Here is a 22,691-nt window from a genome sequence, read left to right as displayed (position 1 = left end):
CCGTCATAAAGTCCACGGGCGCGGGTATGCTTCCCGCGATCACAGGAAGTGTCGTGAACTTTTTTGCACCATTCATTCGCCGGCCGATCGGTACGTCGCTGCTTGCGGCGGGGCTGACCCTTGCCGGTGCTATCGCGTACATGCTGCTGGGCGTGGCGGCGCTGCCCTCGATCGAGGTGCCGGCGGTATTCATCCAGACGCAGATGCCGGGCGCCAACGCGCAGACCATGGCGTCGACCATCGTCGCGCCCCTGGAACGCCACCTCGGCCAGATTCCAGGCGTCGACCAGATGTACTCGAACAGCTCTGAAGGGGCTGGTTTCGTTCGTGTCCGTTTCACCATGGACCGCAGCACCGACGCCGCCGCGCGCGACGTGCAGGCGGCCATCAATGCGGCCGCGGCCGACCTCCCGGCCGGCATGCCGACGCCGCCCCAGTACTTCAAGTTCGACACCGGCCAGATCCCCGTCCTGCTTGTGGCCTTCACCTCGAAGACGATGCCACCGGACAAGCTGTTCGACGTGGTCAATACGCTGATCATGCCGAGCGTGAAGCAGATCGACGGCGTGTCGCGCGTACAGGTGTTCGGCGGCACGCCGCATGCCGTGCGTATCGAGCTCGATACCAACGCACTCTCCTCCAAGCAGCTCACGGCCAACGATGTCTCCAATGCGCTGAACGCGGCCAACGTGAATTCCCCGCAGGGCGTGCTGTCCGACGGCGCCACGCAGATGACGGTGACGGCCAACGATGGCCTGCGTGAACCGGAAGATTTCGCCAAGATCCTGATCGCCGTGCGCAACAACGTGCCGGTGCGCCTGTCGGACATCGCCAAGGTGACCAGCGGCGAGCAGGATCAGTACCAGGCAGCGTGGTTCCAGGGCGAACGCTCGGTCACCATGCAGATCAGCAAGCGGCCGGAAGCCAACTCCATCGCGACCGCCGAGGCGATCCGGGCTGCGTTGCCGCGGTTCCAGTCGTCGTTGCCGGCCGATGCCGTGGTCACCCCGATCTTCGATCTCACGCAGACCACCCAGTCGGCCCTGCACGAAGTGAAGGTCGCGCTGCTCATCAGCATCGTGATGGTGGTGCTGGTGATGATGGTGTTCCTGCGCCGCCTCGGCCCCACCCTGATCGCCACGCTCAGCGTGCCGCTCTCGCTGGCCGGTGCATTCGTGGTGATGTGGACACTCGGCTACACGCTCAACACCATGTCTTTGATGGCGCTGGTGCTTTGCATCGGCTTCGTCGTGGACGATGCCATCGTGGTCATCGAGAACATCGTTCGCCACATGGAGAATGGAACGGGCCCGATGCCGGCCTCGCTGGAAGGCGTACGCGAGATCGGCTTCACCGTCGTCTCGATCACGCTATCGCTGATCGCCGTGTTCGCTCCGCTGCTGTTCGGCAACAACATGATCACCAAGCTGCTGCGCGAGTTCTCGGTGACGCTCGCCGCCGCCGTGGTGATCTCGGCCGTCGTCTCGTTGACCCTGACGCCGGCGCTGTGCGCCCGGTATCTCAAGCACGACGAAGCCGATCGCAAGGTAAGCCGCTGGGAGCGTGCGCTCGAGCGCTTCGATCGTGGCCTTCTGGGCACCTACGAGCGCGCGCTCGACTGGGCCATGCGGCATCGGCGGGTGATGCGCTGGCAGCCGCTGATCCTTCTGTTCGCGACGTTTGCTCTTGGCTTCGCCGTGGTGAAGACCGCCGGCGGCAATTTCATGCCTGACGAAGACACCGGCATGCTGCAGGCCGAGGTGACAGCGGACGCGAACATCTCGCCCGACGAAATGTCGCGCCGCCTCAAGCGGGTCGGCGACATGATGCAGAACGATCCCTCCGTCGCCGACGTGAATACCATTCTTGGCAGCGGCAACGACGGTGCGGCCGTCGGCAATTCCGGCCTGATGTTCGTCGACCTCAAGCCGAAGGGCAGCGGGCCGGGATATCGCGAGGAGTCGATCAAGGAGATCATGGAGCGACTGGGCAAGGACTACGAGAAGCTCTCCGGTGTCCAGGTGTTCATGAGTCCCGTGCAGTTCCTCGGCGGCGGTGGCAACAACGGCAACCGTGGGCAGTATTCGTTCCAGTTGATCAGTACCGGCGGCGAGAACCTCCAGCCCTGGGTGATGAAGCTGGTGCGCAAGATGCGCACCATTCCCGAATTCAAGGATGTCGGCAGCGACTTCGACGTGGTGGGCAAGCAGCAGATGCTCCAGGTGGACCGCGATTCGGCGGGGCGCCTGTCGGTTGGCATGGGCATGGTCGATTCCGCCCTCTATAACGCCTTCGGCCAGCGTCAGGTGTCGATCATCTACTCCGACATCAACCAGTACTGGGTGGTGCTCACGGCAGCCGCGGCGCAAACGTTGAGCCCCGACGCCCTGCTGAATACCTACGTGAAGAGCGCCACAGGCGTAATGGTGCCGCTGTCCGCGCTTGCAAAAATCGCACCGGTCGCGACGCCCACCACGATCACTCACCAGAACCAGCTCGAATCGGCCGACATCACCTACAACCTTCCGCCGAAGGTCACCCCGGACAAGGGCAACACCATGGTCGAGGAGGCCGTGCGCCAGCTCAACCTGCCCGAGGGGATCCGCATGGACTTCACCGGCACGAACCAGCGGCTGAAAGACGCCCAGTCCAACGGCATGGTGTTGCTTATCGGTGCGATCCTCGCCGTCTATATCGTGCTCGGCATCCTCTACGAGAGCCTCGGGCATCCGTTGACGATCATCTCGACGCTGCCGGCCGCGGGCGCGGGCGCCTTCCTCGCCATGTTGATCACGCAGCAGCAACTCACGCTGATGACGATCATCGCGGTGCTGCTCTTGATCGGCATCGTGAAGAAGAACGCTATCCTGATGGTCGACTTCGCGCTCGTCGCCCAACGCGAGTACGGCATGACGCCGGTGGAGGCAATCCGACAGGCCGCACTGGTGCGCTTCCGCCCCATCACCATGACCACCCTGGTGGCGATGGGCGCCGCGCTGCCGCTGGCCATCGGCTTCGGCGTGGGCTCGGAGATGCGTCGCCCACTGGGTATCGCCATCGTCGGCGGCCTGCTGGTATCGCAGCTGTTGACCCTGCTCAGCACCCCGGCCATCTACCTGTGGAACCACGACCGCAAGATCCGCGTGGCACGGCGCAAGCATCGTCGTATGTTGAAGCGTCGCTATAAGGTCTGGTTGAAGATCAGGAAGGCCGGCGGACATCCGGGCATCGCCGCTGAAGCGGCTCCCACATAAGGCACGCGCAGGCTCAATAAGGCACGCGCGGGCTCAATAAGGCACGCGCAGGCTCAATAAGGCACGCGCAGGCTCACGGCATGAGCCGGGCTCCTTGTGGGAGCCGATTCATCGGCGATTGGGTGCTTGCCACACCCTTGCCCGCTGCCGCGGGATCGCCGATGAATCGGCTCCTACGGAGAGTACGGAGAGTACGGAGAGCAGGGATTACACGACCGGCTCGACCTCGGCTATGACCGGGGGTGTGGCCGGTAACATATGCGCCTTCTTCCAGGTGCCACGGCGGTAGTACACCGTCGTGATCGCAAGCGACACGAGCGATCCCACCGGAAAGCTCCACCAGATCGCATCCGCACCCATGACCGGCCCCAGCAGGGCGGCGAACGGGAAGCGCACCAGCCACATCGAGATGATCAGCACGACCAGCGGCAGCATCACTGCGCCCGTGGCGCGCACCACGCCGAACATCACGAAGGTCACACCGAACAGCAGGAACGACCAGACCACGATGTGGTTGAGGTGCTGCGCGATACCGATCGCCGAGCTGTCACTGCCAAGGAATAACGCGAGTGCGGCACGGTTGAACAGGTAGATGATGAGCACCAGCGTGCCGGTGAGCGCGAAGTTGGTCAGCACCCCCGCGCGGCCTATGCCGGCGACACGATCCCAGCGTTTCGCCCCGACGTTCTGCGCCACCATCGACGACACGGCGGAGCCGATCGCCAGTGCGGGCATCTGGATATAGGTCCACAGTTGCGAGGCGGCACCGAAAGCGGCGGTTGTCTGGGAACCATGCCGGTTGACCAGGGACATCATGATGATCGCCGACGACGAGATCACGACCATCTGCGCACCCATCGGCAGTCCCTTTGCGATCAGGCTCTTCAGGAGGGTGACATCGGGCACCAGCAAGCGCAGCTCGTTGCGATGGATGCAGAGGAAATACTTCTTCCGGTACAGCCAGACGAGCAGGGCCAGCAAGGTGCTGGTCTGTGCGATCAGCGTCGCCACGGCGGAGCCGGCGATACCCATGCGCGGTATGGGCCCCAGACCGAAAATGAAGAGCGGATTGAGCGCGATGTCGAGGATCACCGAGACCAGCATGAAGACGAAGGGCGTGCGCGAATCACCCGCGCCACGCAGCGTCATGCCGAGAAACGTATAGAGGTACATCGCCGGCAGCGCGACGAAGATGATCCGCAGGTACTCGATGGCGTAGGGCTGCGCATCGTGCGGTGTGCCCATGCCGCGAAGCATCGCCGGGGTGGCGATGAAGCCACCGATCGCGACCAGCAGCGAGATCGCGACGAAAAAGCCCAGGCCCGTGCCGACCACGCGCCGCGCTTCGGGAATGTCATGCGCGCCGACGGTCTGTCCGACCATGATCGTCGTCGCCATGCCGATGCCGAAAACCACGCCCAGCAGGAAGAACAGGATCAGGTTGGCGTTGGATGTAGCGGCGAAGGCGGACTCCCCGAGGAAGTGCCCGACCCATACCGCATTGATCGATGCGTTCAGCGACTGCAGCACGTTCGCGCCGAGGATCGGCAGCGAGAACAGCAACAACGTGCGGGCGATCGGGCCTTCGGTCAGCGCGATACGTGATGCCGGCGACGTCATGCTTCACCGCCGGCACGCGCGGCGAGATGGCGCACGTAATCGCGGATATCCGCTGGCCACGCGTCGGTGAGTACGTCGAATCGCTCGCGGTCGTTCCGATGGAAGGCGCGCGAGGCTTCTTCGTAGTCGGGCAGGTTGCCGGCCAGCGCCATCATCACGCGATCCACCGCTTCGCTGGCCTGGCGCAGGCGATCGGCCGGTGCGCGTTCGCGACTTGCGGTTTCGACCAGCCGGCGCAGGGCGACGGATGCCCCGCCAGGCTGTGCCGCAAGCCAGCCCCAGTGCCGAGGCAGGAGCGTCACCTCGCGTGCCACCACGCCGAGCTTCGGCCGCCCGGGTCCACGCTTGGCCGGCGCCTCGTTGCCCGGGAGCCTGGCCAGCACGTCGTGAGTCGTACCGCGGTAATCGACATCGACGGGGCGGCCGCTACTGTCGTCATAGATGATGGGCGAGGCATCCGGTTGGGCGTCGAGCAGGTGCTTGCAGCGCTCGACAACGGCCGCGAGCGAGCCCGCGGCAAGGCGCGTCATGCCGTCGAAGGCGATAAAGGTAGTCATGGGTGTCTCGATAATCCGGTGCGATGCCGCGATATTACCCGGATTAAATACTTCGTCAATACTTCCGGGTAAAACCCTCGACGGCGAGCCACTCAGCGAAGGCATGCAGGCGCGCATTGTGCCGTCGATCGGGCGGGTAGACGAGATAGACCGGCAGTGGGGCGGGCTGCCATGCCGCCAGCACAGGCAGTAGTTCTCCCTTGGCGACGCGATCGGCGACGGTAAAGTCGAGGGCCTGGGCGAGCCCGAGGCCAGCGATCGCCGCGGCGGTATGCGCATTGCTTTCATTGACCTCGATCGAGGCCGTGAACTCGATCTCGAACGTTCGCTCGCCCTCGCGAAAGCGCAACGGATGCATGCGACCACTGCGGGCGGAAAAATAGCCGACCACGTCGTGGCCGTCGCGGACGATATCGTCCGGCACCGCGGGTGTGCCGCGCCGGGCAAGATAGTCTGGCGTTGCGCAAAGCGTCCAGGACAGCTCGCCGATCTGTCGCGTGACCAGGTTGGGGTCGTCCCCCGTGCTGCGAATGGCGCAGTCGATACCTTCGCTGATCAGGTCGACGGTCCGGTCCGTCACTCCGAGTTGTATGTGAATGCCCGGATAGCGCGCCCGGAATGCCGGTAGCGCCGGAATAATCAGGCCGGCCGCGACCGATCCCCCGGTGTCGATACGCAGGTTGCCTATGGGACTGTTGCGGCCGCGTGCCAGTGTCGTCTCGAACTCGTCCAGCTCCGCCAGCCACTGACGGGTGCGCTCGTAGTACGCCGCCCCGTGCGCGGTCACCGTGACACGCCGGGTAGTCCGTTCGAGCAGGCGCACGCCCAGTTCGGCCTCCAGACCCTGGATGAGTTTGGTCACCGTGGACTTGGGCATGCGCAGGGCATCCGCCGCGCGGCCAAAGCCGCCGGTCTCGACGAGCCGACCAAAGACGCGGATGGCAAGCAGATGGTCCATGGCTGTTTCCCGGCATGAATAATGAAATCGCGATTCCATTATTTATCCACGAACGCCGAATAACCATCTTGTGCGTATCGACCGCACCGCGGTTATCGGAGCCGAAGACCATGCACACCCTTGCCACCAGCAACATCCACACCACTCGCCATGCCGGCAAGATCGTCCTCGTCACCGGCGGCAGCTCTGGCCTCGGCCTGGCCACGGCGGAGCGTTTCGTCCGCGAAGGCGCCACCGTCTATATCACCGGCCGCCGCCAGGCGGAACTCGATGCCGCCGCCGCGTCCATCGGTGCCACCGCTATCCAGGGCGACATCGCCAGCGCCGCCGACCTGGACCGCATCTTCGCCACCATCCAAGAAGCGAGTGGCCGCCTCGACATCCTCTTCGCGAACGCTGGCGGCGGTGAGTTCGCGCCGCTCGGCCAGATCAACGAAGCGCAGTTCGACAAGTACTTCGGCATCAACGTGAAGGGCACCCTGTTCACCGTGCAGAAAGCGCTGGGACTGATGGGCCCGGGCTCGGCCATCGTACTCAACGGTTCCATGGTATCGATCAAGGGCGCGCCGGCTTTCGGCGTGTATGCAGCCACGAAAGCGGCGCTCCGCTCGTTTGCGCGCACCTGGGCCAGCGACCTGAAGGGTCGCGACATCCGCGTCAATGTCGTCGCCCCCGGCACCGTCGTCACGCCGGCCTACACATCGGAACTCGGCATGAGCGAACAGCAGATCGCCGACTACAGCGCCTACGTGGAAAGCATCACGCCGCTGGGCCGTACCGGCACGCCGGACGAGATCGCCAAGGCCGTCTCGTTCCTCGCCTCCGACGAAGCCAGCTACATCACCGGCATCGAACTGTTCGTCGATGGCGGCCAGGCCCAGATCTGAAAAGAACAATGTGGGAGCCGCTTCAGCGGCGAAAGGCCAACGAAGCGGTGTAGCCGAGGTCTATCGCCAAGCCAACGGGGCGGTTTAGTCGGGATCCATCGCCGGCATAGCCGGCTCCCACAAAGACCTACAAACCCCAGGCGTAGGAGTCCATGGAGAGGACGCCATAGGTGATGCCCCCATCGATGGCGGTGGGGGCGTCGTTCCCTGCCGCACCGGCAGCGACGAGGAGCGGGAGGTAATGCTCCTCGGTGGGATGCGCGCGGATGGCGCTGGGCGCGAGCCGGCGGTAATCGAGCAGCGCGTCGGTATTGCGCTCGAGCACGGCCCTGCGACTCCAGGCCGCGAAGTCGCTGGCATATGCGGCGTTCTCGCCGGCGCGCCGCACTTCGTACAGGTTATGCGTAAGGCTCCCCGAACCGACGATGACGACCCCCTGCTCACGCAACGGCGCCAGCGCCTTGCCCAGGCGCAGCGCCCCGGCGGTGTCGAGGTTGTGCGGCATCGACACCTGGATCACCGGAATGTCCGCATCCGGACGCAGGTAACGCAGTGGCACCCACGCGCCGTGGTCATACCCGCGCTCGGGATCGACGATCGCGACGAAACCTGCGTCGATCAATAGCGACGCCGTCTCGCACGCCAGCCCCGGCGAGCCCAGCGAGGGATACGTCAGCGCGTAGAGCGGCGGCGGGAAGCCGCCGAAGTCGTGGATCGTTCCCGGCGTGGCTGCGCCGGTCACCCGGATACCGCCCGTCTGCCAGTGCGGCGAGACCACCACGATGGCCATGGCGTTGGCCAGGCGCTCTCCGATGTCGGTCAGGCGCGGGCCGAGCAGACCCGGCTCCAGCGCAAATGTCGGGGCACCGTGGGAAATGAAGAGAGCGGGCGCGCGGGGCATGGCGAATACCTGAAAAGCGGAAGCGGCTGCCTCCTCTTAGCAATGTAAGGGGTGTGACCCGGGGGATAAATCGCCGTGGGAAGAACACATTGGCTCTCCCGGGGAACAACCGGCCATCGCGACCTGCCAGCGTCAGGTCAAACGGAGTTCGTGTGTCGCCGGACCCAATTCGTCGATCGGTACCGGCCGGGAGAAGAAGAAGCCCTGCATCGACGTGCACTCCTCGTCGAGCAGCCAGCGACGCTGACGGTCGGTCTCCACGCCCTCGGCGACCACCTCGAGGTTGAGGCTGCGGGCGAGGAAGACGATCGAGCGGCAGATGGAGGCGTCCACGTCGTCCTGCAGGAGCGCGCTGGTGAAGTGCCTGTCGATCTTGATCTTGTCCAGCGGCAACCGCGACAGATACGTCAGGTTCGAGTAGCCGGTACCGAAGTCGTCCAGCGCGATGCTCACACCCATCGCGCGCAGCTCATGCAAGGTGCGAATGGCCCGCGCAGGCTCATTCATGAAGGCGCTTTCGGTCAGCTCCAGTTCCAGCAGCGACGCACTCGCGCCCGTCTCCGCCAGCGCCTGCCGCACTTCAGCCACGAGATCGACGTGTACCAGTTGCTGCGCCGAGATATTCACCGCGATCCGGCAGTCGGCACCCAGCAATCCCGCGATGCGACGTTGTTGCCGGCATGCCTCGCGCAAGACCCACTGACCGATCTGCACGATGGCGCCGGTTTCTTCCAGCAAGGGCACCAGCTTGTCAGGCGTGCCGAGATCTCCCGGCGCGGACGGCCAGCGCAGCAGGGCCTCCACACCGATGACGCGGCCGTCGTCGCCGGCGTGCTGGGTCTGCCACGCCAGCGCGAGCTCATTGTCGAGATTGGCGCCGGATAAGCGCGACAACACGGTCAGGCGGGCCATGGCCGTTGCATGCATGTCGGCGGAATAACGCTTCCATGTATGTCGCCCCGACCGCTTCGCGTCGTACATGGCCGTGTCGGCGTTACGAATAAGCGTGTCCGCATCCGAACCATCGCGCGTGGCGAAGGCGACACCGATACTGCACTTCAGGCGTTGCACCGAACCGCCCACTTCCAGGGGCTCTTCAATGGCGCTCTGGATGCGCGGCAGCACGTCGAGTGCGCGTGCCGGCGAACAGCTGAAGGGCAGCATCGCGACGAACTCGTCGCCGCCGAAGCGGCCGATGTGACCGAGGCCGTCGAGCACGTCGCCCAGCTTGAGTGTCACGTCGCGCAGCACCTGGTCACCCAGCGCGTGGCCGAGCGCGTCGTTGATGAACTTGAAATGATCCAGGTCGATGAACAGCACCATGAGGCCCGAGCCGTCGCGCTGAGATTGCCGGATCAGATGCTCCAGCTTCTCGCGCAGCGCGCGACGGTTGGGCAGGCCGGTGAGCTCGTCGTGCGTCGCCTGGTGGTTCAGTCGTTCTTCGTAGCGGCGCTGCTGCGTCACGTCGCGCACGATCGCCAGCGTGCCGCGTCCGCGGGAATCGCGGTAGTCCGAGAGCGCCAGCTCGGCCTCGAACGGCATGCCCTCTTCGGGGTTCAGCCACGCGGTCACACTGGTGCCTTCGGGCGTTCCACCGCGCATCGCCTCGAGCGCATCGGCATCCATGAACTCCGCCGCGTGACGGCCGACCAGGGTCGCGCCGTCGTGACCGAGGCGCTCCTCGGCGAGCAGGTTGGCGTACTCGATGCGGTCGTTGCGCACGATGATCACGGGCAATGGCATACGCGTCATCAACTGGCGGTAGGCGGCCTCGCTTGCAGCGAGGTCGCGGTCGGTGTCGCGCTGATGAAGCGTGCTGAGCGACAGGGCCCGGATGAGGTGGCTCTGCCGACGATAGGCACGGTCGAACGCGGCGGCAAAGGCATTGAGCAGGAGGACCAGGGCGAAGGTCGCCAGCATCGACGAGCGAGCCTGGCGGAACCATTCGTCGAAGATGCCCGCACGTTCGAGGCCGACCTGCACGGCGAACGGATAATGCGCCGATGCGGCCCACGCGTAGATCCGGAGGTCGTCGGCATGCTGGCCACTCGTTCCGGGCGTCGGCACGGGACCGCTCCAGGATGAAACACGGTCGGCACGACTGCTGGCGAAGCGACGCCCATCCAGCGAGAAAACGGTCATGTCCGCGGTGCCGCCCATGATCGAGCGACTCATTCCATCGCGCACGCGCGCCTCGTCGATCACGGTGCCGAAGGCCGCCGGCTCAGACACACGCGAGTCGACCAGAATGCGAATGGTCGGTGGCGCCCCGTTCTGTCCGTCGGCCACGAGGACGCGCACGCTGGCGCCGAGCGCTTCGCGCCGGGGAGCGTCCAGGCCCTCGCGCCAGTTCAGCAGGGGCACGCTGGTACAGGCGAGCACGCCGCCTTCGGCATCCAGGGCGACAAACGTGGGCAGCTCGGGGTGGCGCGCCTGCACTTCGGCCAGGCGCATGTGCAGGGAACCGGACTCGGCGGTGTCGCTTGCATTGCGCAGCGCGAGCAGCGGCCCGAGGCTGGCGTCGATGTCCTGGTCGACCATGCGTACCGTGCCACTGGCCGAGCCGGCGAGCTGACGGCGCCCGTTCGCGAGCATGCCGCGGTAGGCATCGATCTGCAGGAAGGCGACCAGCGTGACCAGACCCACGCTGAGGCCGAGCGAGACGCCCCAGGTGGCCAGACGGATACGCCGGGTGCGCAGCTTCGCCGCGCCCTTGTCCATCGCGCCTTCCACCGTCACGCCCCCTTGCGCCGCAACGCCGATCCTATTCCCGCGGCCGGTCGGCGGCGGGGCCCTGTGCATCTGTAACGGCAGGCGGCCCGTCGTCTTGATCGCCACGGCGAGCAAGTCGCGCGCGCGAAAGGGAGATGCAATATCGGCACGAATATTCTTATGTACCCTCTTTCATTCACGTTTGCTGAACACTATTTACCGAACGATCCGGTTTACAAACAAAACGTCCCACCACAAGGACCAGTTCCCCCATGCGCTCGTCCCGCTTTGCACTTGGCGCCATTACCGCCCTTTCGTTGTCCGCTGTCGCCATCCCCGCCGCCGCCGAAACCCACCTGGAACTCCAGGGCGGCCGTAGCTACATGGACACCCACGGCACCAGCGCTTTCTTCATCGAGTCCGTGTTCGATGCCCATCCCATGGGCCAGAGCCGCTTCACCTGGTCGCCGGATGTCTCCATCGGCTATATCGACGGTCGCCACATCGGGCGCTACGCCGACTACCACCCCGGCGTCACCAATAACGTATGGGTCGGCGCCGCCGGCGCCCGCTTCCACTACGGTAACGACACAGACTGGTACCAGCCGCTGTTCTTCAGCTTCCAGGTGGCGGGCACGGCCGGTGGTCACACCCAGGCCTTATCCAGCGACTACGAGTTCGTCAGCACACTCGGCTGGCAGATGAAGAACGTCAGCTTCCAGATCCGCCATATCTCGAACGGCAGCTTCCACGAGCCGAACCGCGGCGAGACGATGGCTTTGGTGGGTATCGGCTTCAATCTCTGATCAAGGAAATGTGGGAGCCGCTTCAGCGGCGAAAAGCCGGGGTGCCGTAACGCCGTTGCCGGCGTTGCCGGCTCCCACAAAAGACAAAAAGCCGGCGCTGTGATGCGCCGGCTTTCTCGTCGAAGGGCATCGCCGCTGAAGCGGCTCCCACATACATCTGGCCTTAGTGGCCTGCAGCCGCCGGGCCGGCCTTTGCCGCGAACGGTGGCTTCGCCAGCCAGACAATGAACACCAGGGCGATGAACACATACCCCAGCAGGTGGAAGACCTCGTTGAACGAGATCTGATACCCCTGGTTGGTAATCATCGCGTTCAACGCCGAGGTGGCGTACTGCGAATCGCCGTGGCCGATCGTGGTCAGCGCCTGCTGGGCCGTCGGATCGAACGGCGTGATCGTTTCGGTCAGCCGCTCGTGGTGCACGATCGCCCGTCGATCCCACAGGAACGTGGTCAGCGACGCCGCGAAACTGCCGCCCAACGTACGCAGGAAGGTGGCGAGGCCGGAGCCTGCCGCGATCTCGCGCGGTTGCAGGTCGGACAGCAGGATGCTGAGGATCGGCATGAAGAACAACGCCACGCCCAGGCCCTGGATCAGCTGCACCATCGCGACACTGTAGAAATCGATGTCGAGATAGAACTCCGAGCGCATGAAGCATGTCGCGCCCATCACCAGGAACGCGCCCGAGGCCAGCACGCGCAGGTCGAACTTATGCGCGTAGCGACCGACGAAGGGGGTGAGGATCACCGGAATGATACCCAGCGGCGCGGCGGCCAGGCCCGCCCACGTAGACGTGTACCCCACGTTGCGTTGCAACCACTGCGGCACCAGCAGGCCGATGGCGAAGAACGCCGCGTAAGCCAGCACGAGACATAACGTGCCCATGGCGAAGTTGCGATGCCGGAACAGCTTCAGGTTCACGATCGGGTCTTTGTCGGTGAGTTCCCAGATCAGGAACACGGCCAGGCCGATCACCGCGATGATCGCGGTAACGATGATGAAGGGCGACGAGAACCAGTCCTCGTCGTTGCCCTTGTCGAGCACCACCTGCAGTGCACCCACGCCGATGATCAGCGTGATCAGGCCCACGTAATCCACCTTGGGCTTCTCGGTGACCTCCGGGCGTCCCTTCATCTGGTTCGCCACGACGAAGCTGGCGAAGATGCCGATCGGCACATTGATGAAGAAAATCCACGGCCAGGTGTAGTTGTCCGTGATCCAGCCACCGAGGATCGGACCTGCGATGGGCGCGACGACGGTGACCATCGCCAGCAGGGCCAGGGCCATGCCTCGTTTGGCCGGTGGATAGATCGAGATCAGCAGGCTCTGCGTGATCGGATACATCGGTCCGGCCACCGCGCCCTGGATAGCGCGGAACACGATGAGCATGGTCATGCTCTGCGCGATACCGCACAGGAAGGATGCCAGCGAGAACAACAGCGTGGCCATGACGAACAGCTTCGTTTCACCGAAGCGGCGCGTCAGGAAGCCGGTCAGCGGCAGCGCGATCGCGTTGCTGACCGCGAACGAGGTGATCACCCACGTGCTCTGGTTGGAACTGACACCCAGGTTGCCCGCGATGGTCGGCAGCGACACGTTCGCGATCGTCGTGTCGAGCACCTGCATGAAGGTCGCAAGCGACAGGCCGATCGTGGACAGCGCCAGGTTTGGCGGTCGAAATTCGGTGCTCATTGCGCGGCCTCCTTACTTCGGAGCCTTCTGCTGCTCGCCTTCACCCGCCGATGCGTTCTCGTGGATGACGCGCGCAATGTCCTTGTCGGCATCGGCAAGCTGCTTGTCGTAGATCGGCGTGGAGAACTCGGCCTTGGTCGGCGCCTGCGTCGAGAGCAGCGGGCCGCTCTGGTCGTGCAGGTTCACGGTGACCTTGGTCGACAGGCCCAGGCGAAGCGGCTTCTCTTCGAGCTGCCGGGGTTCGGTAAAGACCACGCGTACGGGCACGCGCTGGACGATCTTGATCCAGTTACCGGTCGCGTTCTGCGCCGGCAGGATCGAGAACGCACTACCGCTGCCGATACCCAGGCTACGGATCTTCGCCTTGTAGACGGTCTTGCCGCCGTATACGTCCGCCGTCACTTCCACCGGCTGACCGATGCGCATCTTGTTGAGCTGGGTCTCCTTGAAGTTCGCGTCGATCCACACCTCGTGGAGCGGCACGACGGCCATCAGGGCGGCGCCCGGCTGCACGCGCTGGCCGACCTGCACCGTGCGCTTGGCGACGTAACCGTCCACCGGCGCGACCAGGGTGGCGCGAACGTCGTCGAGGTAAGCGGAACGCAGTTTGGCGGCCGCGGCGCGGACGTCCGGATGCGAGGCGACGACGGTATCGTCGACCAGCACCTTGTTGCTGCTGTATGCCTGCTTCGCGGAAGCAAGGCTGCTCTCGGCGGAGGTCAGCGTATCGGAAGCGTGCGAGAGCTCCTCGGCGGAGATCGCGCCGGACTTGGCGAGATCGCGGCGACGGTTGTAGTCCTGGCGAGCGCGATCGACCGCGGTCTGGCGCACGGCGACATCGGCTTGCGACGAGGTCACGTTGTTGTAGAGGCCACGTACCTTGCGCACCGTGTTGGCGAGGTTGGCGCGCGCACTCTCCAGGGCGACTTCGGCGTCGCTCGGATCGAGCTTGACCAGCACGTCGCCCTGATGGACGAGGTCGCCGTCATCGGCACCGATGGAGGTGACGGTGCCGGCGATCTGCGGGGTGATCTGCACGACGTTGCCGTTGACGTAAGCGTCGTCGGTGTCCTCTTCCCAGCGGCCGTCCACGAAGTACCAGACGGTCCAGCCGATCGCGGCGAGCACGATCACGGCAACCAGGAGCTTGAGGAAGAAGCCGCGACGGCTCTTCGGGGGCGGCGCAACGACGGCGCCGGATGGGGCAATGGTTTCTTGTGACATCGGAAGCTGCCTCGGTGCGATTTTTTAGTGGGTTGCGGGCGTGGCGGCGACGACCGGCTGGTCGTCGGCCTCAGGGCGGAAACCGCCGCCGAGCGCCTGAATGAGTTGGACGGACGTGTCGACCTGCTGCGCCTTCAGGGAGGCCATGCGCTGCTGGGCTTCCAGCAACTGCTGACGCACCGCGAGCGACTCCAGGTAGCTACCGACACCCGCCTTGTAACGCAGCTGCGAGAGGTCGTATGCCTGCTGTGCCGCGTCCTGCGCGCGCTGCTGTGCCTGGATCTGCGTGCCCAGCGAGTCGAGACCCGAGAGGTCGTCGGCCACTTCGTTGAGCGCACCCACCAGCGTCTTGTTGTACTGCGCGACGGCGAGGTCGTACTCGGCGTCCTTGCCCGACAGGTTGGCGCGAAGGCGACCGCCGTCGAAGATCGGCAGGCTCACCGCCGGCAGCACCTGCCAGAAGCGCGCGCGCGACGAGAACAGGTTGTCCGAACCACTGGCCGCCTGCGCGGCGAGGATGCCGAGCGATACGTTGGGCAGGAACTCCGTCTTTGCCGAGACGATGTCCTTCGATGCCGCCTCGACACGCCAGCGAGCGGCGACCAGATCGGCACGATGACCGAGCAGGTCGGCCGGAAGGTTCGCCGGAATCGCTACCGCCGATGGGGTCAACGCGGCGGGGCGACTAATGTCGATGCCGCGGTCGGGACCCTTGCCCAGCAGCATGCTGAGCTGGATGCGCGCGGTATCGATGGCACGTTCCGACACGGCGATCTCGCGCTCGGCCGAGGCCACTTCGCTGTCGGCCTGTTTTACCTGCGTCTGGTTGTCGACGCCAGCGGCCACGCGCTGCACGGTCAGCTTCTGCGAGGCGTTACTGCGATCGAGCTCGGCCTTGGCCACGTCCAGCTGGGTGAACGCGTAGCCGAGCTGCACATAGGCGCGGGCGACATTCGTCGAGATCTCGATACGCGCGGCGCGGGCGTCGATCTCCGTGGCACGCTGGCTGCCGAGGGCGGCTTCCCACGCGGCACGCTTGCCGCCCCACAAGTCGAGGTCCCAGCTGAAGTTGCCGTAGCCGAACTTCGTCCACGAGAAGTGGTTACCCGGCGGCGACGGCAGCAGCGAACCCGGCAGGTGCGCGCCAGCGGCGCCAGCGCCGACGCTGAAGGTCGGATCGCGCGCGGCATCGGCCCCGTTGGTCTGTGCCTGTGCCTGGCGCACACGTGCGTCGGCGGTAGCCAGATCCGGATTGTCCTTCAGCGCCTCCTCGATCAGCGATGCGAGCTGGCTGTCGCCCAGACCGGTCCACCAGTCAGCCGACGGCCAGCCGGCCGGGGAGACGGCCACCTTCGACAAGGTACGGTCGGCGTGAAGGGTGGTCGGGTCGGTGAGCTGACCCTGCGGATCCAGTCCACGGCTGGTGACACAGCCGGAAAGAATCAACGCGGCCCCGACGGCCGCCACGAGAGTGTGCAGACGCATGCGTTTTGCCTCGGACGTTTAGTTCAGTCTTTGTCGCGGAGCGCGTTGAGCACGCGTTCCAGGTAATCGTGCAACTGATCGCGCTCGGTCTTGGAGAGGTCCTTCTGGGCCCGATCCAGCGTCGCGATGTTGCTTTCGTACAGATGCTTCCAGAGCGCCTCACCGGCTTCGGTCAGCTCGATGCGCAATGCACGGCGATCCTGCTCGTGCTGTTTGCGCCGCAGGTAGCCCTTGGACTCCAGCTGGTCGAGCTGGCGCGTCATGGCGCCGCCGTCGAGATCCACCGCCCGTGCCAGCTCCGTCGCCGTCATCGCACCGTGGGTGGCCAGACGCTTTAGTACATGGAACTGGGTGAACTTGAGGTCCGCGCCCAGCGCGGCGAGATCTGCCTCGATGGCGCGGACGATTTCGCTACGCACCATGCCGATGAGGGCACCGAGGGTGTCGCGACCGTCGTAGGAAAGGCACAGGTGGTTGTTCATGGACGTGCATTCTATTGCCTCGAAGATAGTTGTCAAGGCAAATATACGCTAGGCGGATAGTTCAGGTTTCTCGGATATTCATCCTTCGTCGGCCAGCAACGCCGCCAGAGCCGGGTCACGCACCTCGAACAGGTCGAAGACACCCAGTGCCCTGAGGGTCGGCAACTGAGCCAGCAAGCGGGGTTCCAGGCGGCGAACCTGCTCTTCAGGGGTGGTCGGATCGAGCATGGCGTGGGCGCAGGCGACGAAGGTCACCAGAGCGTCGCCGGCCTCCTGGCCCTCGCTCAAATCGGTTAAATCGGTAGTGACGAGACGGATCATAGGGATCTCCGCTTCAGGGTCACGGGCGCAGGTGTCGACGGATGCCGTGCGCAGGGACATTTGCTTGGGGTTGCAAATGATAGCTATGGAAGCTATCGGCCTGATATCGTTAGTGGGCCAACTTATGTCGAGATTCGGCCAAATGCACGACGAAGTCCTACATCGATTACTCGAGAGCGCGGACGGCCCGCCACTGATCGCTTACGAGGCCCGAGGCGAGCTGCCGCTGCGCGAAACCGACTGGCACAGCCATGTGCGTGGTCAGTTTTTCTATGTGGAACAGGGGCTTTTCATCAGTCGTACCGAGCACGGCTCCTACCTGCTGCCGCCGCACCGCGCCGGCTGGATGCCGCCGGGAATGATGCACACGGTGAGCATCGCGGGTCCGAGTCACGCATGGGGCGTCTTCATCGCCCCCTGCGCTGCCGCCTGCCTGCCGGACCGCCCTTGCGTGGTCGGCGTAAACGACCTGTTCCGCGCCATCGTCAAGCGCGCCGCCACCTGGCCGGTCGATGTCGTTACCACGGAGACCGACCCCGAGCGCGAACGCCTGTTCGCCGTGCTTCTGGACGAACTGCGTCGTGCCCCGGTGGAGTCGCTGCACCTGCCGATGCCGGTGGATCGCCGCCTTCGCCGCGTGGCCATGGCCATGTACGAGAGTCCACACGACACGCGCGGGATCGAAGAATGGGCCAGCTGGGCAGGTATGTCCTCGCGCACGCTCACACGCCTGTTCCGCCAGGAAACCCAGTGCAGCGTGGCGCAATGGCGGCAACAGGCGCGGCTGGCTCGTGGGCTCGAACGGCTGGCCCACGGCGAGGCCGTCTCGGTCGTCTCCGACGCCCTTGGCTACGCCACGCCGAGTGCCTTCGTGGCGATGTTCCGCCGCGCCTTCGGCGATTCGCCAGGCCGTTATCTCGCGCGACAAGCCAGCGGCGCCTGAGCCTTGACCTGTAGGAGCCGATTCATCGGCGATGGGTGCTCGCGAAAGCATCGCCGCTGAAGCGGCTCCCACAGGAAGCGGTCAGCGACTCGAGGGGCCGTCGAAGGCAGCCTCGGCGACCGGCTTGCACATCCACAATCCTTCGAACGTGTAGCGATCGCCACTGCTTCGCTCGACGACGTCGACACCGATGCGACCATGTATCCATGGGCCATGGTTGCCTCGCGGTCCGATGTCGTGGCAAGACCGCAGCGGCTCGAACGTGCCGGATGCCGTATTCGTCATCGATGTTTCTTGCGTGATGCAATCGGCCATCGCTTCGTCGTAGCTCGGCAGGGTGAGCTTGCCGGTTCTGAAATGTTCGCTGGTGCAGGCGGGGGAACCGGCGAATGCAGGAGTCGCAGTGACCAGACCCGAGAGCAGGCTGGCGGCTGCCGAGATGCGTCGGATCGCTGCGTGGGTACGGAACGGTTTCATGCCTTGCTCCTTGGTGAGAGGGGCGGAAGGTCATGGGTTCATCGTGGGGTGGGAATCAGAATAGTCTGAAAAAACCGGCGGATTTGCCGGGGTGTGGTCTGCGTCACGGTTGGGCGATCCCGGCGGGAGCTTTGAGGATGTCGTCGCGTATGCCTGTGCCGTTTTTGCGAGCAGCCGTTCGCCGATGAATCGGCTCCTACAGGTTTCAGGTGCCGATTTTGCGGGCATGCTTTCGCCGCTGAAGCGGCTCCCACAGGGAGCGTGCAGGTTTCAAGATGTCAGGCGGCGGGGAAGCGGTAGCCGACGCCGGGTTCGGTTTTCAGCCAGCGCGGTGTGGACGGATCGTCGCCTAATTTCAGGCGGAGCTTTCCCATGACGATGCGCAGGTAGTGCGTGTCCTGCGTGTGGGTGGCGCCCCAGACTTCGCGCAGGATCTGTTGCTGGCTGACGACGCGGCCGGGGTGACGCACGAGGAGCGAGAGCACAGCGAACTCCTTGCGCGTCAAGGCGACAGGGGCGCCGTCGAGCAGCACCTCGCGGCGAGCCAGGTCGATCACGAGGCTGCCATCGTCATAGCGCACCGGAGCGTCGGCCTGCCCACCTTTGGCTCCCTGTCGTAGCAACACGCGCAAGCGCGCCATCAGTTCCTGGATGCCGAAGGGCTTGGTCACGTAGTCGTTCGCGCCGTGGTCGAGCGCGCGGACTTTCTCCGTTTCCGAATCGCGCACGGAGAGCATCAGCACGGGCACCTCGCTCCAGGTGCGGATCTCACGAAGCACGTCGTGGCCTTCCATGTCCGGTAGCCCGATGTCGAGAACGACCACGTCGGGCGATTGCGTCGCCGCCAGGCCCAGGCCTTCCTGGCCTGTCGCGGCGAGCAGCACCTGGTAGCCTTCGGCACGCAGCCCGATGTCGAGGAAGCGGCGAATCTGCGCCTCGTCGTCGATCACCAGCACTCGTGGAGCGGTAGGGTTCATGCGTTCTCGGCGGGCGGCGGCGGCAGGGGCAGCGAGACCCGGATGGTCGTGCCTCCGCCCGCGTGGGGCAAGGCCTCCACGCTACCGCCGTGCGCGCCGATCATGCCGCGGCAGATGGCCAGGCCCAGTCCGGTGCCCTTGCCGCCGCGATCGCCACGCGTTACCGAATAGAACATGTCGAAGATCCGAGCTCGCTCGTCCTCCGGGATGCCCGGACCGCGATCGGCCACGTCCACCAGCAGTCGGCCGGCCTCGGAGCGGACCGTGACGCGAATCGGCTCCTCCGGTGGTGTGAAGCGGCCCGCGTTCTCGAGGATATTGAACAGCGCCTGCTCGATCAGCGCCGGATGCACATGCAGCAGCACGGTCTCGGCCGGCAGGTGCACGTCGATCCGCACCTCGGGGAAAAGCTTGTGCATGCGCGATACGGCGGCGGCCACGATCTCGCCCGCGTCCACCCAGTCACGATGGAGCTGCAGCGTGCCATGGCCGAGGCGGGTCATGTCGAGCAGGTTCTGGATGTAGCGATCCAGACGCTGGCCTTCACCGAGGATGGCCTGGAGCAGCTCATGCCGTTCATTGGCGGGCAGCTGCGCGTCGTAACTGAGCAGGGTGCCCGCGGAGCCGATCATCGAAGCCAGTGGCGAGCGGAGATCGTGCGACACCGACGAGAGGAGGGCACTGCGCAGGCGTTCGGTTTCACCCTGCACGCGCGCACCTTCCAGTTCGTGCGCGAGGCGTGCGCGATCGAGTGCCTGGCCGATGTCCTGCACCATCGCCATGGCGAGACTGCGCCCATCGGCATCGGGCTCGCGGGTGCCGAGCGGAAAACGCAGGGCAACGACACCGGCGTGCTGATGCTCGGCGCCGAGCGGCAGCATCCAGCAGGAGGCGGCGTGCAGCGTATCGGTATAACGGCCCGCGGGTTCGGCGTGGCCTTCGCACCAGTCGGCCGCAGCGAGGTCCTGTGTGGAGAGCGCAAAGGCGTCGGGCACCGAATTGACCACCTTAAGGTGGCCACTCACATCGCGCGCGAGCATCGCGATCTCGATGGACAGCGCGCGCGCGAGCGCCGCCGCGCCGGCCTTGCGGATGCTATCGGCGTCGGCGCTGGTCGCCAGTTGCTGGCCCAGCGCCACCAGCGCGCGGGCACGCACCTGTCCCGCTCGCAACGAGGTCACCTGCCCGGCGAGTCGCGTCGCCAGGCGACTGCAGACCAGTGCGACGACAAGGAACAGGATCACCGCCAGGACGTCGTCAGCATTGGCGATGGCCAGCGTGTAGCGCGGCGGGGCGAAGAAGAAGTTGTAGCCAAGGAAGCACAGCAGCGCGGTATACACCGCGACGGCCATGCGCGTGCGCACCGCGACGACGAGCACGGCGGTGAGGAAGATCAGCGAGAGGTTGGCCACCGAGAGAAAACGGTCGGCAACAAACGACAACGCCATCGCGATGGCGGTCGCACCCGTGGCGAAAGCGTACTCGCGGCGTGATCCGTTGCCATCCTTGAAACGCAGGCGTCGACGCGCCCGGGCACGCTCGGCGGGCGTGGCGACGATGGTCAGCTCGAGGTGGGCGCCGCGACGCAGAAGCTGCTGGGTGAGCGAGAAGCCCAGGCGCCGCGCGATCGGCCGCTCGCGTGTCCGTCCGACGATGATCTGGCCCACGCCTTCGCGATCGGCCCAGGCGAGCAGCTCATCGGCCACGGCATGACCGCGCAGGATCACACCCTCGCCACCGAGACGGCGGGCAAGGCGCATCGCCGAATCCACGCGCTCGCGACGCTCGGCATCGAGGCCGCCGCGGTCGACGAACACGACACTCCACGGTGCGCCGCGCCGCTCGGCGATACGCCGCGTGATGCGGACCAGGTACTCGCTCTGGCCCTGGCCGTCGATAGCCGCCATGCAGCGGCGGCGCACCGGCATGGCGTCACCGCGGGCAAGCATGTGCTCGCGAAGATCGCTGTCGACGTGGGAGGCCACGGTTTCGACCGCGAGCTCGCGCAGGGCGGCGAGGTTGGTCGGCGAGAAGTAGGCATCCAGCGCAACGGCCGCGGTTTCCGGCACGTACACCTTGCCCTGCTTGAGCCGACCGATCAGTTCGCGCGGTGGCAGGTCGACCAGCACGATGTCGCGGGCGCGATCGAGAAAGGCATCAGGCACGGTTTCGCGCACGGCCACGCCGGTGATCCGCCGGATCTGGTCGTTGAGGCTTTCGAGGTGCTGGACGTTGAGGGCCGTGTAGACCTCGATATCCGCGTCGAGAAGTTCGGCGATGTCCTGCCAGCGGCGCGTGTGACGACCACCGGGGAGATTGGTGTGAGCGAGCTCGTCCACCAGCAACACGGCCGGACGGCGGAGTAGCGCGGCTTCGAGGTCGAACTCGCGAAAGTCGCGGCCGGCATAGCGCACAGGGCGCGTCGGAAGTACTTCGAGGCCTTCGAGCAAGGCGGCCGTGTCCGCGCGGCCGTGGGTTTCGACCAGGCCGACGACCACGTCGATACCCTGGCGCTTGAGGTCACGAGCCGCGGAAAGCATGGCGAACGTCTTGCCGACGCCTGGCGCGGCGCCAAGGAAGACCTTGAGCCGCTGGCCATCCTCTTCCCTGGCGGCACTGAGCAGCGCGTTGGCGCGGGCGTCGCGGTCGTCAGTCATGAGGGTGGCCGGGGGCAGTGGGGAGCATGGGGCAAGGGTAGCGGATGGCGTGCGGCGAACTGGTTTTCGCCGATGAATCGGCTCCCACAGAAGAGCCGGTGCCGATGCTCACTGTGGGAGCCGCTTCAGCGGCGATGGGATTGCCCGGACAACGGAATTACCGCGCCGCCTCATCAACCGCCAGATTCAGCTTCAAGACATTCACCCGCGGCTCGCCAAGCACGCCAAGCTGGCGACCGGCTGTACTCGCCGCAACAAGCTCCCGCAGCTTCGCCGGGTCGAGATGGCGCGCGCGAGCAACGCGAGCCAGTTGGTACTCGGCTGCAGCCGGGCTGATTTCCGGATCCAGCCCGCTGCCCGAAGCCGTCACCAGGTCCACCGGTACGGCGCCCTTGTTGGCCGGATCAACCTCACGCAGCGCGGCGATGCGATCGTTCGCCGCCTTGGTCAGGGCAGGGTTGGTCGGGCCAAGGTTCGACGGGGTGGACGCCGCGCCATTGTTCGGGGCCGGCGTCGTCGCCGACGGGCGGCCCCAGAAGTAACCGGGCGCCGTGAACGACTGGCCGATCAGCTCGGAGCCGACCGGTTTGCCGTTCGTCACGATCAGGCTGCCATGGGCCTGTGACGGGAACAGTACCTGCGCCAGACCCGTCACCACCAATGGATACGCGATGCCGGTGGTCACGGTCATCAACAACAGCATGACCAACGCGTTGCGAATAAGCCTGCTCATGATACTT

18 protein-coding genes are annotated in these 22,691 nt (G+C 65.4%); 4 read left to right on the top strand and 14 right to left on the bottom strand.

Annotation, left to right across the window (positions count from 1 at the left end; genetic code table 11):
- Nucleotides 1-53: 53 nt before the first annotated feature.
- On the top strand, nt 54-3,254 hold the full coding sequence (locus VGN46_RS05175) for an efflux RND transporter permease subunit (RefSeq protein ID WP_331641338.1): 3,201 nt from the start codon (nt 54-56) through the stop codon (nt 3,252-3,254).
- 207 nt (nt 3,255-3,461) lie between these two features.
- Here VGN46_RS05175 and VGN46_RS05170 read toward each other — a convergent pair whose 3' ends face one another.
- The 3 genes from VGN46_RS05170 to VGN46_RS05160 are packed head-to-tail and all read right to left on the bottom strand — an operon-like array spanning nt 3,462 to nt 6,389.
- Nucleotides 3,462-4,874 (bottom strand): MATE family efflux transporter, encoded by a 1,413-nt coding sequence (locus VGN46_RS05170; RefSeq protein WP_331641336.1) that lies wholly within the window; start codon nt 4,872-4,874, stop codon nt 3,462-3,464.
- Nucleotides 4,871-5,431, bottom strand: a complete 561-nt coding sequence (locus tag VGN46_RS05165) for a DUF2239 family protein (protein ID WP_107913577.1) — start codon at nt 5,429-5,431, stop codon at nt 4,871-4,873. Before VGN46_RS05165 ends, VGN46_RS05170 begins: the two co-directional genes overlap by 4 nt.
- Nucleotides 5,432-5,486: 55 nt before the next feature.
- Nucleotides 5,487-6,389, bottom strand: a complete 903-nt coding sequence (locus tag VGN46_RS05160; RefSeq protein ID WP_331641333.1) for a LysR family transcriptional regulator — start codon at nt 6,387-6,389, stop codon at nt 5,487-5,489.
- 110 nt (nt 6,390-6,499) lie between these two features.
- On the opposite strand from VGN46_RS05160, the gene VGN46_RS05155 reads away from it, so the two are divergent.
- Nucleotides 6,500-7,276 carry an SDR family oxidoreductase gene (locus VGN46_RS05155; RefSeq protein ID WP_331641331.1) on the top strand — a complete coding sequence of 259 codons (777 nt, stop codon included), beginning with the start codon at nt 6,500-6,502 and terminating at the stop codon, nt 7,274-7,276.
- A 127-nt stretch (nt 7,277-7,403) separates the two neighbouring features.
- Here VGN46_RS05155 and VGN46_RS05150 read toward each other — a convergent pair whose 3' ends face one another.
- Together VGN46_RS05150 and VGN46_RS05145 are read right to left on the bottom strand one after the other, a co-directional pair.
- Nucleotides 7,404-8,177 (bottom strand): class III extradiol ring-cleavage dioxygenase, encoded by a 774-nt coding sequence (locus tag VGN46_RS05150; RefSeq protein WP_331641329.1) that lies wholly within the window; start codon nt 8,175-8,177, stop codon nt 7,404-7,406.
- Between the two features lie 132 nt (nt 8,178-8,309).
- A complete protein-coding gene (locus tag VGN46_RS05145; protein WP_331641327.1) occupies nt 8,310-10,916 on the bottom strand; it encodes an EAL domain-containing protein in 2,607 nt (868 codons plus the stop codon).
- 245 nt (nt 10,917-11,161) lie between these two features.
- On the opposite strand from VGN46_RS05145, the gene VGN46_RS05140 reads away from it, so the two are divergent.
- Entirely contained in the window at nt 11,162-11,695 is a 534-nt protein-coding gene (locus VGN46_RS05140) for an acyloxyacyl hydrolase (RefSeq protein WP_331641325.1), read from the top strand.
- A 163-nt stretch (nt 11,696-11,858) separates the two neighbouring features.
- Here the strand turns inward: VGN46_RS05140 and VGN46_RS05135 are convergent, their stop codons facing one another.
- The 5 genes from VGN46_RS05135 to VGN46_RS05115 all read right to left on the bottom strand — a co-directional run bounded on the left by VGN46_RS05135 (nt 11,859) and on the right by VGN46_RS05115 (nt 16,897).
- The gene (locus tag VGN46_RS05135) at nt 11,859-13,385 is read right to left on the bottom strand and encodes a DHA2 family efflux MFS transporter permease subunit (protein WP_107913582.1); all 1,527 of its coding nucleotides are present in this window, start codon (nt 13,383-13,385) and stop codon (nt 11,859-11,861) included.
- Nucleotides 13,386-13,397: 12 nt separating this feature from the next.
- Nucleotides 13,398-14,609, bottom strand: a complete 1,212-nt coding sequence (locus VGN46_RS05130) for an efflux RND transporter periplasmic adaptor subunit (RefSeq protein WP_107913583.1) — start codon at nt 14,607-14,609, stop codon at nt 13,398-13,400.
- A 24-nt stretch (nt 14,610-14,633) separates the two neighbouring features.
- Nucleotides 14,634-16,094: an efflux transporter outer membrane subunit gene (locus VGN46_RS05125; protein WP_331641321.1), complete on the bottom strand. Its 1,461-nt coding sequence runs from the start codon at nt 16,092-16,094 to the stop codon at nt 14,634-14,636.
- Nucleotides 16,095-16,117: 23 nt separating this feature from the next.
- On the bottom strand, nt 16,118-16,576 hold the full coding sequence (locus tag VGN46_RS05120) for a MarR family winged helix-turn-helix transcriptional regulator (protein ID WP_107913585.1): 459 nt from the start codon (nt 16,574-16,576) through the stop codon (nt 16,118-16,120).
- Nucleotides 16,577-16,654: 78 nt separating this feature from the next.
- Nucleotides 16,655-16,897, bottom strand: coding sequence for a hypothetical protein (locus VGN46_RS05115; protein ID WP_107913586.1), 243 nt, complete (start codon nt 16,895-16,897; stop codon nt 16,655-16,657).
- A gap of 142 nt (nt 16,898-17,039) precedes the next feature.
- Between VGN46_RS05115 and VGN46_RS05110 the strand changes: the two genes are divergently transcribed.
- Nucleotides 17,040-17,840, top strand: coding sequence for a helix-turn-helix transcriptional regulator (locus VGN46_RS05110; RefSeq protein WP_331641318.1), 801 nt, complete (start codon nt 17,040-17,042; stop codon nt 17,838-17,840).
- Between the two features lie 81 nt (nt 17,841-17,921).
- On the opposite strand, the gene VGN46_RS05105 is transcribed toward VGN46_RS05110, so the two are convergent.
- The 4 genes from VGN46_RS05105 to kdpC form a co-directional block, all read right to left on the bottom strand.
- A complete protein-coding gene (locus tag VGN46_RS05105; RefSeq protein WP_331641316.1) occupies nt 17,922-18,317 on the bottom strand; it encodes a hypothetical protein in 396 nt (131 codons plus the stop codon).
- Between the two features lie 278 nt (nt 18,318-18,595).
- Entirely contained in the window at nt 18,596-19,294 is a 699-nt protein-coding gene (locus VGN46_RS05100; protein WP_331641314.1) for a response regulator transcription factor, read from the bottom strand.
- Nucleotides 19,291-21,951: a sensor histidine kinase KdpD gene (locus VGN46_RS05095; RefSeq protein ID WP_331641312.1), complete on the bottom strand. Its 2,661-nt coding sequence runs from the start codon at nt 21,949-21,951 to the stop codon at nt 19,291-19,293. The genes VGN46_RS05100 and VGN46_RS05095 overlap by 4 nt, the downstream gene beginning before the upstream one ends.
- Nucleotides 21,952-22,108: 157 nt before the next feature.
- On the bottom strand, nt 22,109-22,684 hold the full coding sequence (gene kdpC / locus VGN46_RS05090; protein WP_331641310.1) for a potassium-transporting ATPase subunit KdpC: 576 nt from the start codon (nt 22,682-22,684) through the stop codon (nt 22,109-22,111).
- Nucleotides 22,685-22,691: the final 7 nt, after the last annotated feature.

This window comes from Luteibacter sp. (assembly GCF_036500425.1).
GTDB lineage: Bacteria > Pseudomonadota > Gammaproteobacteria > Xanthomonadales > Rhodanobacteraceae > Luteibacter.
The sequence above is the reverse complement of the archived record's forward strand: the minus strand, read 5'-3'. Positions and strand labels throughout refer to the sequence as shown.

Excerpts from the sequence above, each read along its gene's own strand:
- VGN46_RS05170 (WP_331641336.1), bottom strand. The coding sequence starts at position 4,874 with ATGACGTCGCCGGCATCACGTATCGCGCTGACCGAAGGCCCGATCGCC.
- VGN46_RS05165 (WP_107913577.1), bottom strand. The coding sequence starts at position 5,431 with ATGACTACCTTTATCGCCTTCGACGGCATGACGCGCCTTGCCGCGGGC.
- VGN46_RS05160 (WP_331641333.1), bottom strand. The coding sequence starts at position 6,389 with ATGGACCATCTGCTTGCCATCCGCGTCTTTGGTCGGCTCGTCGAGACC.
- VGN46_RS05155 (WP_331641331.1), top strand. The coding sequence starts at position 6,500 with ATGCACACCCTTGCCACCAGCAACATCCACACCACTCGCCATGCCGGC.
- VGN46_RS05150 (WP_331641329.1), bottom strand. The coding sequence starts at position 8,177 with ATGCCCCGCGCGCCCGCTCTCTTCATTTCCCACGGTGCCCCGACATTT.
- VGN46_RS05140 (WP_331641325.1), top strand. The coding sequence starts at position 11,162 with ATGCGCTCGTCCCGCTTTGCACTTGGCGCCATTACCGCCCTTTCGTTG.
- VGN46_RS05135 (WP_107913582.1), bottom strand. The coding sequence starts at position 13,385 with ATGAGCACCGAATTTCGACCGCCAAACCTGGCGCTGTCCACGATCGGC.
- VGN46_RS05130 (WP_107913583.1), bottom strand. The coding sequence starts at position 14,609 with ATGTCACAAGAAACCATTGCCCCATCCGGCGCCGTCGTTGCGCCGCCC.
- VGN46_RS05125 (WP_331641321.1), bottom strand. The coding sequence starts at position 16,094 with ATGCGTCTGCACACTCTCGTGGCGGCCGTCGGGGCCGCGTTGATTCTT.
- VGN46_RS05120 (WP_107913585.1), bottom strand. The coding sequence starts at position 16,576 with ATGAACAACCACCTGTGCCTTTCCTACGACGGTCGCGACACCCTCGGT.
- VGN46_RS05115 (WP_107913586.1), bottom strand. The coding sequence starts at position 16,897 with ATGATCCGTCTCGTCACTACCGATTTAACCGATTTGAGCGAGGGCCAG.
- VGN46_RS05110 (WP_331641318.1), top strand. The coding sequence starts at position 17,040 with ATGCACGACGAAGTCCTACATCGATTACTCGAGAGCGCGGACGGCCCG.
- VGN46_RS05105 (WP_331641316.1), bottom strand. The coding sequence starts at position 18,317 with ATGAAACCGTTCCGTACCCACGCAGCGATCCGACGCATCTCGGCAGCC.
- VGN46_RS05100 (WP_331641314.1), bottom strand. The coding sequence starts at position 19,294 with ATGAACCCTACCGCTCCACGAGTGCTGGTGATCGACGACGAGGCGCAG.
- VGN46_RS05095 (WP_331641312.1), bottom strand. The coding sequence starts at position 21,951 with ATGACTGACGACCGCGACGCCCGCGCCAACGCGCTGCTCAGTGCCGCC.
- kdpC (WP_331641310.1), bottom strand. The coding sequence starts at position 22,684 with ATGAGCAGGCTTATTCGCAACGCGTTGGTCATGCTGTTGTTGATGACC.